Consider the following 18,788-nt stretch of genomic DNA (forward strand, 5'->3'; position numbering starts at 1 on the left):
AATATAATAACGATGAAAAAGCATTTTTTTGCCTTTTCACTGATAGCTTGTGCTGTCAGTGTAATTCTGCCAACTCAGGTATTAGCAGTTAAGTTATACGGTGCTGGTAGTTTACGGGATAGCCTCACAGAAGTAGCTGAATCTTTTAACGAGAAATATGGGGTTCCGGTAGAAACGCGATTTGGCCCATCTGGGTTAACATGAGAATTTATAGAACAAGAATTTGTCAAAAATAAATTAATCAAAGTTAGTGCGTCTGATGATGCTTAAGCCTATAAAATTATTGGTTTTTGTGATTTAGAAACGAAAACTGAGTAACGCTAAGGTGACTAATTTACCTACTTCGAGAGACGCAGCCGTTACTGATGATGAAATTAGGGCTAGAAAGTTGAATTGTTGTGAAAGCTTTTAAAAATGCACTTAGGTTATTTCCAGAATAAAAATTACCACACAACATCATTCCATCCTAGTGGAGAACGGCTGGTCGCCCTCTTCACAAGTAAAATTATTTTGAGAAATCACCTGAAAGCTTGACAGTTTAATTACCAAAAACGTCAATGGCTTTATCAATGCTGACTTAAAAGTTAGATTATTAGGTTTAACTACGCCATCGAAGTGTCTTTTCTTTAATTGGGTTAACAAAAGAACGCCCCTGTATTTGAGATTTAGCAAATTCTGCTTTCAATCTATAATACCAACGGGCTTGGGCATCGGCATCTCCAACTAAAGTTAAAGGTGGATTATGTTTCAAGCCGATTTGTTGTTTAAGCAAAATTTTTTGATCTTGATTGAGAAAACTGCGCGTAAACCATAGTAACAATGGCTGGAGAATCGGAAACCAAGGTAAAGTTGTGTAAAACATAGTTGTTTCCTCAGTCTCAGTTTCGGAAATGGGAGTAATTGCTGTTAAGTTACAGACCATATGTTTATCAGTGAACACCCGCTCAATACGAATTCCTGGTAAACGGAATGAGATTTCAATCTGTGGATTGTGTCCAATCAAGCGATAGAACAAGGTTTGTTGTTCTAGTGGGTGCTTTCGCATGGTAAAGCCGTACAAAGATGGTTCAAAGGTTTTGACTACTTCCTTTAGTGTTTCAGGGGAACGCCACCACCACGCCTGGTGAACGAAAGCAATATGAGCAGGATCGATCAATCCGACTACGGCGTGATCAACATCACAAGAAAAGCGTATGGACTCAACGCCTTGGTGGCTTTGATCGGCAAACTCAGGGATTCGTGGGATTTCTTCTAGTATTAAGGAAGTCTCATCATTTGACATATAAATCCAAATATTTCCTTGCGCCTCTTGTATTGGATAACTTTTCGTTTCGCTTACCTTGGCAATAACTGTTCCTGAGCGATCGCGACTAAAAATTATTAGCTCATTTAAGAGGGTTTTTGAAATTATTTGTCCAGATTTTAGCTGCTTACTGGGTAATGCATAGTACCAAGTATTTCTTAAAAACAAAGGTGTTTTAGCCATATTTAGAATTGGAATTAAAGCAATTGTGCGATCGCAATTTGTGAGTCTAGTTTAAATTAATTCAGGAGAGATATGTTGCGAAAACAGTTTAAGACATAAAACACATCTGTTCTCAGTTGACGGATCACACTGCTGTTTAGTTCAATTCTAAGCAAATGAATGTATCTTATTCATTTGGATGCGATCGCTAGAACCGCACTTTGGGTTAAGCGAACCAAGCGTAGTGGTTCAACCATTTAAAAACTCAGCGCGATCGCTAAAAACGGTAGCTTATAATACTTTATCCTTTTATTGCAGATTGTTACATCGCTTAACTAATTATCTAAAACTCAAAAAAGCCTGCGTAGGCAGGCTTTGTTTAGGTAGCCCCAGACTAAAGGTCTGTGGGCGCTTTCATATTCTTGTAAGAGATTGAATGACTAATTTCAATCAACGTTTCTAACTGCCCCCTTTACTGCGTCGCCTGCATCTTCAGCTGTGCGCTGAACATTTTTACCAGCATCTTCTGTCCCACGCTGAACATTTTTCGTCAAATCTTGGGCTGCATTCTGGGTATTACCCTTCAAATTTTCAAATCCACGCTGAGTCCCCTTAACAACACCTTCCCGTAACTCCTCAGCGGAACTACCAATATCTTCACCTAGATTCTTCACTCTTTCACCGACAGGTGTACCTTGTTGAAAATTACGGCTATATTGCTCTCGGCTGTCAATTCCCTTTTGCTCAATGTTTCTTTGAGCATTTTTCACTAGCGCCTCAGCCCTGTCATTTGCTGCCTTTTCATCTCTCGCTCTAGGATCTACATCACTAAAGTTATTTATCCCACCAGCGGGAGAAGAGAGAGGATAATCTTTTGTGGAATCGGATCGTTCGATATTAGGTGCTTGAGCGCCAGGTTGTGGTGGCTGTGTTGCTACTCCCGGAGCACCACAAGCCTGCGCCATAAATAGAAATATTCCTGCTAAAAAAACAGTTAAAATTTTCACGGGACGGATGTTTTTCAGCCAATTCATTGCTTTTTTCATAGTTCTAACTCCTTGCATTTTTGTGACTAAGTTAAACTTCAACCAAGATGGTATTTGGAATTATTTTTGTATCCGAAGTCTTCAGACATAAATAATAACTTTCATTAATGATATGAATAATTAAATGAGTTTTACATCTAGCGCAAGTCACATTTTAATTAGTACAAAAATAATATTTTTATCTAACTATAGGGAGATATAAACTAAGTTAATATGGTTGTCGTCAAAAGAACTACATCAAGTTGTTTGATACTTAAAAAGCTTTGGATATATAGCTTATATACCATAAGATTTGAGGTATTTAGCCGTTGTTGCTCTACCGTTAAATTACTAAATTCATGAAACAATTTTTACGCTGGATAATTTTGGGGGGAACGCTGTTTTTTTTGGGAAAAGCTCTGAAGGATAATTGGATTGAGGTGACTGCTATCCGCATTGATGAGGTAGGATGGGCAATTATGGCGATCGCTACAGGGGTGACTTTACTAGCTCATACCTGGGCAGGCTGGATCTGGACTTGGATTCTACAAGAGTTAAATCAACCTGTATCATCTCCCCAATTCATCCAAGTTTACCTAAAAACGAACATAGCTAAGTATTTACCAGGTAATATCTGGCATTACTACGGGCGAATTGTCGCCGCCAAAAATGCTAATGTTTCAGCTGGTGCAGCCACCTTAAGCGTTTTGCTCGAACCCCTACTCATGCTAGCGGCTGCTTTAATCATCATTGTCCTATGCAGTAGCCAATTTGCGGCAGCGAATACTACCCTCGTTTTGCAAATACTACAATTGCTGAGTTTAGCTGTAGTCCTTTGTGCGATTCATCCTTGGTTTTTAAACCCAGTTATTCGCTTTTTACACAAATTAAAAGCAAAAAAGTCTGCTGCTACCATTGAACCAACTGTTCCCTTCAGTCTTAAAAGCTACCCCCTACGACCTTTGTTAGGAGAATTGGGCTTTATGCTACTACGCGCTACTGGGTTTATACTAACTATCTTCGCCCTGGATTCATTGAATGCGAATCAAATTCCTTTGTTGTTAGGGGCTTTTAGTTGCGCTTGGTTGTTGGGTCTTGTCATACCCGGTGCGCCTGGTGGATTAGGTGTATTTGAAGTGACTGCGTATGAACTTTTACGACACCACTTTCCATCTGCCCTAGTATTTAGTGCGATCGCTCTATATCGCCTCATTAGTATTCTAGCTGAAACTGCGGGTGCTGGCCTCGCCTGGTTAGACGAACGCCTTGCTAAATAACAAAACTCATTTTTTTCTATCTACCTTCATCTGTGAAAATACACGATAACCATCCAGATTTAACTGCGGATTACTGCTTTGTTCTTCTTCCATCTTAATCAAGTTATATTCCACGTTTTCTGCATAAATTGCAAACGTGATATTAAAAATTTCCATAAAATTAATTACTCCCTTACATTCCTCTTCCGAATACTTTTCATAAAAACGAATCAGATGAGCAATCCGAGTTTCTAAATGTCTGCGAGAATTTTTACAAATCAAAATAATCTTTAATAGTATAATCACCAATGTTAGAGAATGACCTTGGTTAATTAATAGTATAAATAATGATGAAGGCTCTTTTCCATTTTCTATTGTCAAACAATCAATAACTCGATTACAGGTTCTCAAAAATAGTTCTTTAGTCATAATTTCTTGATTATAATTCTTTTTCCATAAGGATAAATTATCTGCAAATTTCTGCCTCCAACTCTCTACAGATTCTTGATTTTCTACAGAAAAAAATAGATATTTTTCCAAATTTATTTTAAATTCTTCCAGAGTTTGATTTTGAGTTTGCTTGATAAATATATGGGCAATATTTTCATGGCTAAATACACCTCTTTTTAAGACAATGGCTTTTATTAGCCTCAGAGCTTGGTCTCCCAAAACACTGGGATTTTTATAGCGTGTCGTGCTTGATACAGCAGATTGAGAACGAGCAATATACATTGCTAGTTCAAACTTAAATTTGTCTTTTATCTGTTTAGAAAGCCTCCTAGCAGCCTCTTGTTGCTCTATGGGATTATTTTTATTAACAGATTGATCAATTAATAAATAGGATGTATAGCGATTAGCCCAATGACCTCTAGATGATTCCTCGTATTTAGTAGCAAATAATTTTAGTTCTTGGTAATCTTTGCTGTTGACAAAATTCTCTATCCAGTTCTTACAAATTTTTACGACTGGATGATTATTGGTCTTTATCTTCAGATTTTCATTAACAAATAAATTAACTAATTCTTGGATATATTTGTCTTTTCGGTTACTTTTCCAATTATTAACTATGATGTAGCAACACCGTTTAAGTGTATTGTATAATTCCTGTTCGTTATCATCTAAAAAAATGCTGTATATTCCAGGTATATAATCTGAATCCTCTGAATCAAGACCGTCTATAAATAAACCTTTGAATTCCCGTAAAACATCCTCTGGTGACAGTTTTTTGACAATTTCCACGAAGAAGCTATAAACCTCCTCTTGTGCAATTTGCACATTTAGCTGTCTAGAGTTAGACGTAACACAATGGGGATTTTCCTGACTGATTGATAAACTATTAGCGGTCATTTCAGTTATCAGGACAAAAAGGCTTCCTGTTCATATTATTACCAGCTTAACCTTGGTGAACAGTAGTATCAATCTATTCTTCAGAGATTCAGTAATCTTTTTACATAAATTTGATTAACTAAGACTATAAATAAAGTATTAAAGACAAATTGTTTAATACTTCATGAAATAGTTCAGTGAAATTACTTAATTTTACCTATAAAAGACCATGCATAAAGATATGGGCGAGTTAATCTATGATTAGATACAACTCGCCCATAATTTTTATGGAAGTTTTTCCGTATTTTAAATTTTTAGTGGGGGTGGAGGGACTTGAACCCACACGACCTATTACGGTCAACGGATTTTCATCCTCCCGCAGTTTTCACTGCTACCTGATGGCAATAGCCAAATCAGGTTTTGAGAATTGGACTCTCCCTTTACCCTCGGCTTTACGTTAGGGTAGCTCCCGTCGGGTCTCTGCACCTTCCGAACAGTTATGAGTTAAGAGTTAGGAGTTTTAAATTTACTCAACACTCATGACTCAGGACTTTCTTCGGCTTGGCTCAGGATTGCCATGTCTGTCACCAGATTTAGGTTTCCCTGAGTTTGAGAGCTTCCACTTGAGGGATTTCTCCTTCAAGGCTCAGTTATCTAAGTCCGTAGCGTCTACCATTCCGCCACACCCCCGCAGGTGTTTGGTAATTAACTAGATATAAACCTAGTTATTTTTTGGAGGCAGCAAATACCGCCTTATCTATTCCACCATCAATTGTGTCTTTTGTCCAACTAGATTGAAAATATTTTTTCTAGATTGTGCGATCGCTTCCCAAATCGGAAGTTTTATTCGTAATCAACCTAGATGAGTTTCTCATCTTGTATGACTAAAGCATTTGTTTGCTAGTAGATTTACGATAATAGCATAAAATTAGCTTTTATCAATCAATCTGGATAAAAAAAGGAATTTTGACGTAGTGATATTAAAAGCATCATGACTATACTTCCCTCAGTTAGGCTGTTCAGCCTATGATGGAAAACAGATGCTTAAGACTTGAAAGTTATGATTGTCGCCCTGCTGTATCTGATTTTGGCTGGAGCTTACCTTTTGGTAATCCCTATTGCTGTCTTGCTGTACCTGAAGCAGCGTTGGTATGTAGCTAGCTCCATCGAGCGTGTATTCATGTACTTTTTGGTGTTTTTCTTCTTTCCGGGTCTGTTGGTTCTATCGCCGTTTGTAAATTTCCGACCTCAACGGCGACAAGTTCAAGTTTAACGAGAATTGGTAGGTCATAACTCTCATGCGACGGATCGACGCTATTGGAATTGGCTTAGGTGTTTTTATTGCCGGCGGATTGGCTTATGTAGGATTGCAGCTAGTCGGCTTGGATAATCAGAAAGCTGGTATATGGAGCCAAGTCTTACTAGTCAGTGGGTTAATTGGCTGGTTAGCGACTTATTTTTTCCGGGCGGTGGGACAAAAAATGACCTACCACCAACAGCGGGAACAGTATGAGCAAGACTTTCTGCAAAAGCGGCTAGACGAGCTTACTCCTGAAGAACTCGCACGAATTCAAGCTGAAATAGAACAAGAAGAGCAATCTCAGGTGTAAAGTTATCATTGGTCAGTTGTTATTTGTCCTTTGTCATTAGTCATTTGTCCTTTACTAATGACCAATGACTAATGACCACTGACCAATGACCACTGAGTATTGACACTTGACTAAAATGACTGCAATTTCTGATTGCTTTGAAATCCTTGGGCGGAATCATGAGTGTGCTCTGATTCCGTTTATTACTGCTGGCGATCCAGATTTAGAAACAACAGCAAAAGCTTTGCAGGTTCTAGATCAAAGTGGAGCCGATATTATTGAACTGGGCATACCTTATTCCGATCCTCTAGCTGATGGGCCAGTAATTCAAGCTGCTGCTACCCGCGCTCTACAAAGGGGAACAAAATTGGAGCAGGTACTGGAAATGTTGCAAGGGATTACTCCCAAATTGCGATCGCCTATTGTCCTGTTAATCTATTACAACTCAATTTTGCATCGGGGAATTGAAAAATTTCTTCAGCAAATTTCCGCTGCTGGGGTCGCCGGATTGGTAATACCTGACTTACCCTTAGAGGAAGCAGCAGGCTTGCTGCAAGCAGCTAGTGAGATGGGAATTGATGTCATCTTGTTGGTAGCTCCCACCAGTTCTGCTGAACGGATAGAAGCGATCGCTCGTTCTTCCCAAGGGTTTATTTATTTAGTCAGCGTTACAGGGGTTACAGGAGTGCGATCGCAACTGGAAAACCGCGTGTCAGATTTACTTCAACAAATTCGTAGTGTTACTGATAAACCCATCGCTGTCGGCTTTGGCATCTCCGAAGCTGCACAAGCCCATCAGGTAATGGAATGGGGCGCAGATGGAGCAATCGTCGGTAGTGCTTTTGTGAAACGGTTATCAGAAGGGACACCAGAGCAAGGACTAAATGTGATCGCCCAGTTTTGCCAAAGTCTCAAGGCAGCCATCAAGACCACCAACACCAGCATAAATACTCCTCTTGATTAGACGGAGAAAGTAGATTAAAAAAGTATAACAGTGTAGTTTTTCTATCGTTGCTTGGTAGACAATTTGACCATTATGGTCTTGAATATTAACATCAGATATCATGATGTAAAAAAACTAGCTGATATAGTCGCTTATAGTTTGAGTATTATGTGAAATCAAGTAGGCATAATTTATGAGTGTGAGTGTGAGTGTGAGAGTGAGTCAGTCACAAATGATTATAGTTACGTCGCAATCGAGGAGCAAAGGCGATGAGTGAGAGTATGGCGTTTATCGGCGGGGTCGCCGTAGCTGGGCTGGCGGCTCTCGTATTGCTCAAAGGAACAAATACCCCCCTACAACCTAACTTTGCTGTTGCTCCGCAAATGCCAGGGACTGTAGTAGCACCGGGAATGCAGCCACAAATGTATTCTCCTTATAACCCTTATGCGCCGCCACCAGTGTATCCCGGTCAGCCTCAACCACCGACTGCTGCCAATACTGACCAGCGCTTAGAGATGGAGAAACTGAACGCGCAAATGCAGCTGGAGCGTTTAAAAAACGACAATGAACAGCTAAAGTTGCAAAATCAACAACTTCAAGGGCAAGTCCAAAATTTTAATACTCAGCAGCAGTGGCAATTAGCCCAGCAAAATAACCAACAAAAAACAGCAGCAATCCAGCCGCAAAGTTCTTGGTGGTCTTCACCCATGCTTTGGGCAGTGGGAGGCGCAACTCTCACTATTGGTGGTGGTGTTGTCGTCGCTGGGGTATTGGCTTTGTTCTCACCACGGCAGCGTCCAGCCCGTACTGTACAAGTTATTCACCCCTACCAAGGAAATACACCACCTTTGGTTCCAGTCCGTCGCGCTGAGTTTCTACCTGCTTCGCGGATGGAAGCAAGAAGAGTTGAAGCCCCAGAATACGACGAAATGCACTAATCAGGAAAATTAAACCACAGATCAATACGAATGCACACAGATAAATTATCTGTGTGCATTCGTTGTTTAAAATCATCAACAAAGCTTTTTGCAAGGTTTATATCTAGCCGTTTTCAAGTGTTAACGTGGTATATCATCATATTGGAACGACTCACCTAGGTGCCGTGTCTGTGCCGCATGTTGGGGCTTTGGATCTTTTGTGTTGAGTGCGATTATTGCTTTTTTTACTCAGCATAAAAGGTAAGTAATTAACCGGATTTTATATTAGAGGTTGTTTGAAAATTATTAAGCGAATATAATTCGTTACTACACAAACGAATGCGAACAGCATCTCGCAGAGATGTCCACTTGCGTGGACTAACGAGAAATGAAGGTTTTTAACCCGCGCAGGCGGGTTTTGTCTGTGTAGCCGCCCAGTGAGTAATAAAGTAGACTTTTCAAACAACCTCTTAGAGTTTGGACTATCTTTACAGATGAGTTCTTTTTATTGAAGCCGATTATTTAGATTAGCAAATGTAGCCTATGTGTTTTTTAAAGTATCCGTTAGTTATATTTTTATTAATAATTTTAAACCACTTTTTTATAAGGATCGCAAGGCTTCTATTTTCTCACTGAATTGGAAAATTTAGCCCTGGTCATTCTCGATAAAAACTCAGATTTATTCAGAATTGACCAAATATATAAAGGTTTGGGTTGATCGATAGTCATCACTCTCATAAATGTTAAGAAATATCCCGTTATCTAGCAAAAATACGCAGGCAATTGTTAATTCTTAATGAAATCTTTATGATCTTTATCTGTTACAAATAACAAATGATTATTTACAATAAACAATAAAGCATCATAAGAATTTTTGATAAATATTTTCATGCTTTTTATGGCTAGAAACAACAGGTAATCTCGCACCTAAAAGTTGTAAAACATAACGTTATTAAGCCACTCAAGTTTTCAGATGGCAGCGGGAAGTGAAAAATCAATTATCCCTGATTGTGGGCTGAAGTAAAATATTCAAAACCGAAATCAGGTAGTACAAGGTTTACGTATAATGGCTGACTTTGCACAAACGGAAATAGAACGGCGATTAACTTTATATCAGGTATTCCTCAAGTTGTATGAACACCACAGCAGCCTTCTAGATGAAATTCTTCAGCTAGAAAACCTATCTCAACCGTCCTTGACGAGAGCAAAGGCATGTTACGTACATGGTGTAGTGGATACTGCTGCTGTTTATTTGATGACGAACTTGTGCGACAATCAGACTCAAAGTTTACGACAGCCACAGCGAATCTGGACGATAGGTCGGAATCGCACCAGCGGTATTTACATTGCTGATAGTTATATGTCTCGTCGCCACGCTGCTATTCAACATATTGACGAGCAAGGCTTTTACTTAATAGATTTCAACAGTACCAATGGTTCCTTTGTGAATGGCAATCGCGCTGTTGGGCCGATCAAACTCAAAGATGGCGATCGCATTCGTCTAGGCAATATGACTTTTGATTTTTTTGTGAATTATACCTGCCGCGTTTTGCCAACTGTCGCAATGGATTTATTGATGCAACTTGTGCATCGAAAGAACAACCATACATTAGAAATGCTTACTTATTCCCAGAATAGACAAAGACCTCTAAATGAAAAACCAGATTCTAATTTAGAGACTTTCAGAAATTCCGCACTATTTGAGAAGCATGGAAATTGGTATGAGAACTTCAGCTCAGAGCAGAAATCAGAAATTTTAGACCGCTTTTTCAGCAGACAAATACCGTCTAATCTCAGCTAAAAATTTGGTAGCTCATGTCTGACCTTTTACCACTAAACTTGGGTATTTGGAGGAAATATTTGCTTGAATTTTCCCCCTCCCCTTGGTGTAACCCCATTCATTCACCAGCAGAATCATGTATTTGGGTATTTATGGGGTTCTCTCCACTGCTCCCTTTCCTCTTCTTTGACAGGAGGATTGCTAGCAGACAAACACTTAAAGGTCAAAATATAGAAAAAAAATAAAGAATGTGATTAAATATCATAGCAATCATTTTGGAGTGGCATCTCTATCTCACAATAATAAAAAGAAAGCGATTCAGGGATTGAGTAAGACAGTTATGCTCTATCCTGACGACAGGAGGATACTCAAGGTCTACCAGCAGTATCGACAAGAATAGCGGTGCGCTCCAAACATGGGTAGAAAATGCTGGCGTTATTGCCAAAAAAACCCCCAGTCAGCGTTAGCCAACCAGGGGAGTTAGTTATCAGGGTGCATCTACCAATTAAATGTTCTCAGGTTAAACACCATACTCCGGATAAATTTGTAGAAAGGTCAGTTATTTTTTAAAATAAAAAACCCCAGTTGGTGTTAGCCTACTAGGGGAGTGATTTATCAGGGTGCATCTACCAATAATCTTTACTAGGGGCAGGCAGCATCTTTCGGGGAGAATGGTAAAAATCAAGGGTGATGGTAACGTCTACGCCGAAAAAACCCAGTGAGCGTTAGCCATCTAAGGGAGCGAGTTATCAGGTTGAGTTATTTTTTAAAATAAAAAAACCCCAGTTGGTGTTAACCTACTAGGGGAGTGAGTTATCAGGGTGCATCTACCAATAATATTTACTAGAGGCAGGCAGCATCTTCCGGGGAAAATGGTAAAAATCAAGGGTGATGGCGACGCCTACGCCAAAAAAACCCCAGTGAGCGTTAGCCAGCCAGGGGAGCGAGTTATCAGGTTGAGTTATTTTTTAAAATAAAAAAACCCCAGTTGGTGTTAGCCTACTAGGGGAGTGATTTATCAGGGTGCATCTACCAATAATATTTACTAGGGGCAGCCAGTATCTTCCGGGGAAAATGGTAAAAATCAGGGTTGATAGCGACGCCTACACAACTAGAAAAAACCCCCAGTGAGCGTTAGCCAACCAGGGGAGTTAGTTATCAGGGTGCATCTACCAATAATCTTTTCTAACGTAAATGGGTCGCTACCGGATAAATTAGCAAAGGTTGAAGTGATTACTGTTTGTTTATCAGAGAAAAACCTCAGAGGGGTTAGTTATCAGGACAGACCTACTAAGTTAAAGATGGATTAGCTTACTTTCTTCATTAGGACTTACGCAAAACTACACGCGGTAGGGGCAATTAATGAATTGCCCTACGATAGAATCAGGGTTTCGGCTATTGTTTGCGTAAGTCCTATTCATAAAAAAACCCCCAGTGGGCGTTAGCCGACCAGGGGAGCTAGTTATCAGGGTGCATCTACCAATTAAATGTTCTAGGTTTAACTACCATGCTCCGGATAAATTTTTGAAAAAATTGATTGTTGTTGTGTGTCAAAAAAAACAAGAGTGGATATTAACTGCATTAGGGGAGTTAAAGATCAAGGGACATCCATCTACTAATCAAGTATTCTAGGATTAAGCACTATTTTCTGGTAGAGAATATCTGCGTCAGAAGTTGCTGTTGTTTGCCAAAATAAAAAAACCCCCAGTGGGTGTTAGCCAACTAGGGGAGTTGAAGATCAAGGTGCATCTACCAATTAAGTGTTCTAGATCCAAGTAATCCGATCCGGATAAAGTTGTAAAGGCAGAAAAACCAAAACAGCACCGAATCAGAAACATTCAGGGGTGGGATGCATCTAAGTTATTAGAGGGAGCGGAAAATCGACTTGAAACTTTCGCGTTTCAAACCAGATTTAGGAGGCGGACAGGAGAAGTTGTGACCCAGGAATTCCATATTTCCGTAACCCCAGTAGGGCAAAATGACTACTTGGTGCGGACGGAACAAGTCGCGCCTGGGGTACCATTGGCAGAGGAATTGGTGACTTGGCCTATAGCTGATTGGTTGATGGCTGCTGGGCATTTGATGAATGACCCGTTGAAGTCGGTGTTGCAAGGAGATCCATTCGCTTCTGGTGGGCATGAAAGCGATATCGCCAGAAACTCTGTGAATTTGGTGGCGTTGGGTCAACAATTTTATAACGCCCTATTTCAAGGCACTCTCAGAGATAGTTGGATTACTGCCCAAGGTATTGCCCAAAACCATCAACAAGTGCTACGTTTGCGCTTGGGGCTAAAAGACACTAGGTTAGCTCGTCTGCCTTGGGAAGTAATGCACGCAGGCGATCGCCCTCTGGCTACTGGGCCTTATGTAGCTTTTTCTCGCTTCCAAAGTGGAATTTTAGGGGCTTCTCCTTTGCGATCCCTGCGGGGGGCTACGCCTACGCGAAATATGCCCACACTGCGTGAACAAGGTAGTGTCAAAGTATTGATGGTAATTGCTTCCCCTTCAGATCAAGTCCGCCTTGATTTACAGAAACAGGAAGCTATCAAACTGCAAGCAGAACTTCAGCGTCAAACATCACGACTGGCTGAAGGTAGCAATCGGTTTCCAGAAATTGAACTGACTGTATTAGACCAGCCAGGACGGGAAGAACTGACGCAAGCTCTAGAACAAGGTAGATATCACGTTCTCCACTACTCTGGTCATAGTAACTTAGGTGTCAATGGCGGAGAAATTTATCTTGCTAGCCGCAGAACTGGCTTAACAGAAATCTTAACTGGGGACGATCTAGCAGGTTTGCTCGTCAACAATAATATCCAAATGGCAGTGTTTAATTCCTGCTTGGGCGCGTACACTGCTGCGTCCGATCCCTCTGGAGATACTGGCGAACGTAACCTGGCAGAAAGTCTGGTGAAGCGTGGAATTAGAAGCGTTTTGGCTATGTCAGAACGCATTCCTGATGAAGTGGCGTTGACCCTCACACAATTGTTTTACCGCAACTTGAGTCAGGGATATCCTGTCGATTTGTGCGTCAGTCGGATGCGCCAAGGATTAATTTCTGCATATAGTTCTCACCAGATGTACTGGGCATTACCGATTTTGTATCTCCAGCCAGAATTTGACGGTTTTCTGAGTGAGGAAAGTGAGGTATCCGAAAGTGCGGAGTCGCTGAATCAGTATGGTTCGCCTTTAGGTATAACTTCCACGATGTACTCTCCTCTGGGAGATGATTCCGAGATGCCTTTAGGAATGGAAGAAATGATTCCTGCTGGTTTGGCGCGTGACTCTTCTGGGTTAGACTGGCTAGGTGAAGATACTTGGGGCGATTTGGTTGATGAAATTGAGTATGATGACCCAAGCTATGAAGAAGATTCTGCGATAGTTTCGGATTTGTTTCGGCAGTTGGATAACCAAAAAGCTTCAACTGAACCTGATCAACAAATTCGTGAAGATAGTTTTCACCAAAGCCAGATTTCAGAGGAAATGACTTCCCCAGAAGAGGAAGCCGATTTGTGGGGAGAAGTTCCACCACCGCCACCTCAAGTTGTAGGGAACTTTGAAGGAAATCGAGAAAAATCTGAGTTTTTGCGTAGGTATAGCCCGTCGCAGGCATCGCAACCAGCACCACTAGGATCTCGTAACCGTCGCCGCAAGCTGTGGCCGATTGTGGGTGTTGTCGGAATCAGTGCGTTAGCAGCTGCGATCGCTTTAAATTGGTGGTGGCAAAATCGGCCCCAAGCAAATTTGCGTAATATACCAGCAATTCCCACCCAGTCTTTACCTATTCAAAAGCAGCAAAATATCGATTTAGAAACAGCAACTACTGGAATTGTCACCGCCAGCGCTACGGAAAAAATGAGCCAGGGTGACTTGCAAGGTGGGTTATTGGCTGTAGAAGAACTACTCAATCGTGGCGCATTGGCTGCGGCTGACACTGCCCTGAAAGTAATTCCCCCTAAACAAGCTGACGATCCATCTGTGAACTTTTTCAAGGGACGATTAGCGTGGCAGTCTATCCAAACTGGAGACAATAACTATAGCGTTGATGATGCCCGCCGTTACTGGGAAACTGCTGCAAAAGCTAAACCCGAATCGCTGTTGTATAATAACGCTTTGGGATTTGCCTACTACACAGAAGGTAATCTGAATCGAGCTAATGATTCTTGGTTCAAAGCTTTGAATTTAGCTCTTAAAGAGCAAAACTCAGACTCTAGTGCCGAAACATCTACAAATACAGCAGTTCCTCAAGATGCTTTAACTTCATACGCTGGTTTAGCTCTTGGACTGTATAAATCTGCACTTAGTCAATCTAGTGGGAAGCAGACACAGTATCTCAATGAAGCGATCAAGTTGCGGCAAATGGTTCTCAAATCTGATCCAGTAAATTTCCAGGTAGATAAATTAGCTAAAAATTGGCTGTGGACGGAGAAGGCGATCGCAGATTGGCGATCGCTCCTTCAGGAAAAGAGCGAGGAACAGTAAGATGTTGTGGTGGTGCGATCGCTTGCCACTGGTGTCAACTTAAGCCAAAAATAGCGTACTGATTGGGTGTTGTTCACCCGCCAGCCAGGGATTGTAAATCCCTGACTAATTGCTCAAGTCTACTGAAGTAGACTGAAAATTTTTGCGCTATGAAGTCCTCTGAAGAGGACTTTAGCTACTGGACTTTGGACTAAAAGGCTAGAGAAAAGCAGTCAGTGTTACTGCTGACTGCCGTAAAGTCAATGAAAGTAATCGATAAATCATTGACGTGATGATCCTGACACAACTAGAAAAATTCCGCCAAGCTATCTACGATAGTTTGGGGAAGGCCAAAGATGCAGTATTTGAATTGATGGATGCAGTATTAACAAGTCCGAGTATCCCATCATTTGTAAGCTTGTCACAAAGCCCAGTATTTCGACGGCAATGGTCGAGCATTTATGCAGCACTGCATGATAGTCGCCCACCGAAGAGGAAGTTGATGAAACTGCTGGTACAGGAGGTAGCGACGGATGAACAGCCATTTCTAGCAGGGGATCATAGTTTTTGGGCAAGACCAGAAGCGAAGACACTAAAAGAAAGAACTTTTCATGGGGACTCCAGGGGAAGTATAGGCATCGGACAAAGTTACAGCACGCTAGCGTGGATACCAGAGGCGGATGGGAGTTGGGCATTGCCGTTGAAACATGAACGGCTCACCAGCTTTGAAACGCCAAACAGTAAAGCAGCATTCCAACTTAAACAAATCACTCGTGAGTTAGGGAAAAAGGGCCGCTTGCCGCTTATGACCGAGGTTATGGCAACGCCAAGTTTGTCCAAGCTACGGAGAAAATTGACGCAGACCTGTTGTTACGTTTAGCATCTAACCGATGTGTATGGGGTACACCCAGTACTTACAAAGGACGAGGCGCACCTTGTAAACATGGTCATAAGTTTAAGCTCAATGACCCGGAAACTTAGCCTGTGGCAACTGAAACTCTAGAAGTTGAAGACCCGAAAATTGGTCGAGTTAAAGTAATGCGTTGGAGTGGGTTTCATTTTCTTCAATCCCCAAACCGGGCAATGGAAATTATTCGCGTCGAGGTCATCAAACCAGTAGGACGTAATCGTAAGTTCCAACCCTTATGGCTAGCTTGGTTGGGTCAGACAATGCCTGCATTAGAGGATCTCTGGCACAAATACTTACGCCGTTTTGCCCTTGAGCATTGGTATCTATTTGCGAAGCAGAGGTTGTATTGGACACACCCTCAACTTAGTTCTACTCAGGCAGCAGAGCGATGGAGTGACCTGATGCCCCTGTTAACTTGGCAACTCTGGCTAGCTAGAGTTGCCTGTATCGACTCCCCATTGCCTTGGCAATCGAATCAGGATACACTGTCTCCAGGACGTGTGGCACAAGCCTTTCCACTAATTTTAGCCGCAATTGGTACTCCTGCTCAACCCCCTAAAACTCGCGGTAAATCACCTGGTCGCGCCCAAGGGCATCAGCCACCTCTACGTCCCCGTTATCCCACTGTCAAAAAACACGCATCTAAAAAACCTAAAACCGAAGAATCACTTAAAAATGCTAATCTAACTGCTGCTTAGTTTCTGCTTTTTTTCAACGATTCAACTCAACTCAGCCTCTGAAAGATGTTGGGTAACTTTCTCTTAGCTTCTATTTATTGCCGCTAAATGCCAATTAGTCCAAACTCAAGTCACATTCAACATCATATTTTTGTTTAGCAAGGCGATTTCTTAAATTTTCAAGCTTATAAAAATGTGGCTCTTGGCTATCTTTGCAAGTGACACAATTACAGGGAATTAACTTGTTGTACTTCAGTCGCTGGTACGAGTCATGAATTTTATCGAGTTCATGTGTAACTATGGTCATTAAATCTCTTTTGTGACGACCTGAGACTCGAATCTTAATCTCACGCTTACCGTAATATTCAATCACCTCTGCCTTGGTTTCGTCTTTGCTCAGAACAAGACCGCTTTTCCAGATACATTGTTGTTCATTAATCGACTCATGCATGAGGACAATTAACTGGGTGAATATTTTGCACTAATCTCAACAACCGCCACAGGTTAGAAATCTATGGCTGATAGCAAAAGTCCTCTTAAGAGGACTAAATTTTTTCCAGACTTAGGTTTTAGTGCACTTGAGTGGCTTTGGCTATTGGTTCCTAGAACTTCGAGTTTCAGGCAAAGGTGGGTGTTAATTAAGAATGCTACAAGATATCAAAGCAATTTACGATTCTGTGTAGTACTACACGAGTGCTAATAATTTTTACTGAATCTAAAAAGAATTTATCATTACCAATGGTTCAGATGGGCTTGTCAACGAGTCTTTGATACTCATTAATGAGGCTCGGAACTCCGTTAATGAGTCTTTGATACTCATGGATGAGCCTTTGACACTCGCGGACGAGTCTTTGATACTCGTGGACGAGTCTTTGACACTCGTGAATGAGTCTTTGATACTCGTGGACAAGTCTTTGACACTCGTGGACGAGTCTTTGATACTCGTGGACAAGTCTTTGATACTGGCGGACGAGTCTTTGATACTCGCCGATGAGTCTTTGATACTCGTAGACGAGTCTTTGATGGTTCTTTTACTTCTTTAACCGTTTGTTACAGGGCTTCTCCAGCTTGAAAAATCTGTTCAGCAGTTAAACTAAACTCTGGGAACGCTAGCGAGTGAATGCGGTCATTTCCCCGAAATTGCCTAACTTGATACTCACCTTCAATTAATTGGTAAATCGAGATAGTTGGTTGTTTAGGATTGCCAATAAACCGCCTAGCACCTAAACCTAGATAATCTACAATCCAATATTCAGGTATTCCAACCTCTTCGTATTTACCTGCTTTGGTAAAATAGTCGTCTCGCCAGTTGGTACTTACCACCTCAATTACTAAAGGAATTGATGCCGCTTGGCTGACAGTAGATTCTTTTTTCCACAGAGGTTCATTGACTAAATTAGAGTTATTCAACAACAGTACATCTGGTGAATAAGCTGCTTCGCTCTGATTCGGTTTAATGAATGCTGTTTTGGGGATGAAATAAGGTAATTTTAAACGTTTGTATTCTGTAACTATTTCCCCAACTAAAAATCCAACAATCTGTTCATGATCACCTGTGGGAGGAGCCATTTCTACAATTACTCCGTCATGCAGTTCATAGCGTCGTTGTGAGTTTTCTGGATACCAGGCGATAAATTCATCAAATGTTACTTTTTTGGTTAAGGCTTGAGTCATACTTTGCCTCTTTGCTTTATGTCAAATTTGACCCCTTTCCAAACTTCTCCCCGACACAGGAAAGGGTTTTTTCTCGTTTTCAAGTTCTGCCAGGAATGCAGTACTCTTTAAGGCTTATGTATTTTGTTAATTAGAATAAAGGGAAGAGTTTCCTGAATTGTGTTATCTGTCAAATCCAGGAAACGAAAAATTATATAATTTCCTAGGGGTAAAAATGGAAACAAAATATCTTGCAGTGGAGCGATCGCATTTTTGACGTTTAAAGCAAGGTAAACTGGTGCAAAACTGCGGATCTTGTTTCTCACGAATGATTTGGGATTGCCATAGTTGTTAGTAGGGAACTTTTAACTAACAATTCCTAGATTGTTGTATATTTCAATGAGATTGCCATCAGGATCGCGAAAATAAGCTGTGCGGATTCCCCAGTCTGGGCGATCTTGTGGTTCTGTTACAACGATCGCATTCTGAGTTTTTACTTGCTCATAAACCTCATCCACGTTATCGACTGCGAAAATCAAGACAATTTTATCTCGATTGACAACATACGAAGGTTGTTCGATTCTTGGGACTACTTCAGCCATTAATTCTTTTTTGAACAAACCCAGCTTGAGATATCCGGTATTAAACTCAGCATATCCGCTATCTTCATCGCCCCAATCGACATCAAATTTCAGCAGATCCCGGTAGAACAGAAAAGAATCTTTATAGTTGGAGACAAGCAGTCTCAGGTGTGTTAACTGAAGCTTCATATCTGTTACCTTAGTC

Annotated in this window: 15 protein-coding genes and 1 pseudogene; 9 read left to right on the forward strand and 7 right to left on the reverse strand. The window is 41.0% G+C overall.

The window, feature by feature from the left end; all coding sequences use genetic code 11:
* The first annotated feature begins 12 nt into the window (after positions 1-12).
* The gene (locus HUN01_RS07130) at positions 13-204 is read left to right on the forward strand and encodes a hypothetical protein (protein ID WP_238846051.1); all 192 of its coding nucleotides are present in this window, start codon (positions 13-15) and stop codon (positions 202-204) included.
* Positions 205-598: 394 nt separating this feature from the next.
* On the opposite strand, the gene HUN01_RS07135 is transcribed toward HUN01_RS07130, so the two are convergent.
* Together HUN01_RS07135 and HUN01_RS07140 are read right to left on the reverse strand one after the other, a co-directional pair.
* On the reverse strand, positions 599-1,486 hold the full coding sequence (locus HUN01_RS07135; RefSeq protein ID WP_181930684.1) for an aromatic ring-hydroxylating dioxygenase subunit alpha: 888 nt from the start codon (positions 1,484-1,486) through the stop codon (positions 599-601).
* 425 nt (positions 1,487-1,911) lie between these two features.
* Complete coding sequence (locus tag HUN01_RS07140; protein ID WP_181930685.1) at positions 1,912-2,511, reverse strand: hypothetical protein; 600 nt, start codon at positions 2,509-2,511, stop codon at positions 1,912-1,914.
* Between the two features lie 338 nt (positions 2,512-2,849).
* Here HUN01_RS07140 and HUN01_RS07145 point away from each other — a divergent pair, with 338 nt between their 5' ends.
* Entirely contained in the window at positions 2,850-3,767 is a 918-nt protein-coding gene (locus HUN01_RS07145) for a lysylphosphatidylglycerol synthase domain-containing protein (protein ID WP_181930686.1), read from the forward strand.
* Between the two features lie 6 nt (positions 3,768-3,773).
* Here the strand turns inward: HUN01_RS07145 and HUN01_RS07150 are convergent, their stop codons facing one another.
* The gene (locus HUN01_RS07150; RefSeq protein ID WP_181930687.1) at positions 3,774-5,093 is read right to left on the reverse strand and encodes a hypothetical protein; all 1,320 of its coding nucleotides are present in this window, start codon (positions 5,091-5,093) and stop codon (positions 3,774-3,776) included.
* A gap of 1,039 nt (positions 5,094-6,132) precedes the next feature.
* On the opposite strand from HUN01_RS07150, the gene ndhL reads away from it, so the two are divergent.
* The 7 genes and pseudogenes from ndhL (at position 6,133) to HUN01_RS36350 (ending at position 16,370) form a co-directional block, all read left to right on the forward strand.
* Positions 6,133-6,345, forward strand: coding sequence for an NAD(P)H-quinone oxidoreductase subunit L (gene ndhL / locus HUN01_RS07155; protein WP_181930688.1), 213 nt, complete (start codon positions 6,133-6,135; stop codon positions 6,343-6,345).
* 25 nt (positions 6,346-6,370) lie between these two features.
* On the forward strand, positions 6,371-6,682 hold the full coding sequence (locus HUN01_RS07160) for a DUF3007 family protein (protein ID WP_181930689.1): 312 nt from the start codon (positions 6,371-6,373) through the stop codon (positions 6,680-6,682).
* 115 nt (positions 6,683-6,797) lie between these two features.
* Positions 6,798-7,625, forward strand: a complete 828-nt coding sequence (trpA, locus tag HUN01_RS07165; protein ID WP_181930690.1) for a tryptophan synthase subunit alpha — start codon at positions 6,798-6,800, stop codon at positions 7,623-7,625.
* 248 nt (positions 7,626-7,873) lie between these two features.
* Entirely contained in the window at positions 7,874-8,542 is a 669-nt protein-coding gene (locus HUN01_RS07170) for a heterocyst differentiation related protein (protein WP_181930691.1), read from the forward strand.
* Between the two features lie 1,045 nt (positions 8,543-9,587).
* Positions 9,588-10,322, forward strand: a complete 735-nt coding sequence (locus tag HUN01_RS07175) for an FHA domain-containing protein (RefSeq protein ID WP_181930692.1) — start codon at positions 9,588-9,590, stop codon at positions 10,320-10,322.
* Positions 10,323-12,236: 1,914 nt separating this feature from the next.
* Entirely contained in the window at positions 12,237-14,783 is a 2,547-nt protein-coding gene (gene hetF, locus HUN01_RS07180; RefSeq protein WP_181930693.1) for a cell division protein HetF, read from the forward strand.
* Positions 14,784-15,054: 271 nt separating this feature from the next.
* Positions 15,055-16,370: pseudogene (locus tag HUN01_RS36350) on the forward strand (NF041680 family putative transposase).
* Between the two features lie 94 nt (positions 16,371-16,464).
* On the opposite strand, the gene HUN01_RS07190 reads toward HUN01_RS36350, so the two are convergent.
* From HUN01_RS07190 to HUN01_RS07205, 4 genes are all read right to left on the reverse strand, one after another.
* Complete coding sequence (locus HUN01_RS07190) at positions 16,465-16,800, reverse strand: hypothetical protein (protein WP_181930694.1); 336 nt, start codon at positions 16,798-16,800, stop codon at positions 16,465-16,467.
* 599 nt (positions 16,801-17,399) lie between these two features.
* On the reverse strand, positions 17,400-18,023 hold the full coding sequence (locus HUN01_RS07195; protein ID WP_181930695.1) for a Uma2 family endonuclease: 624 nt from the start codon (positions 18,021-18,023) through the stop codon (positions 17,400-17,402).
* A 107-nt stretch (positions 18,024-18,130) separates the two neighbouring features.
* A complete protein-coding gene (locus HUN01_RS07200) occupies positions 18,131-18,328 on the reverse strand; it encodes a hypothetical protein (RefSeq protein WP_181930696.1) in 198 nt (65 codons plus the stop codon).
* A 39-nt stretch (positions 18,329-18,367) separates the two neighbouring features.
* Positions 18,368-18,772, reverse strand: coding sequence for a VOC family protein (locus tag HUN01_RS07205; RefSeq protein ID WP_181930697.1), 405 nt, complete (start codon positions 18,770-18,772; stop codon positions 18,368-18,370).
* Positions 18,773-18,788 lie beyond the last annotated feature (16 nt).

Origin of the sequence: Nostoc edaphicum CCNP1411 (genome assembly GCF_014023275.1) — a bacterium.
GTDB classification, from domain to species: Bacteria; Cyanobacteriota; Cyanobacteriia; order Cyanobacteriales; family Nostocaceae; genus Nostoc; species Nostoc edaphicum_A.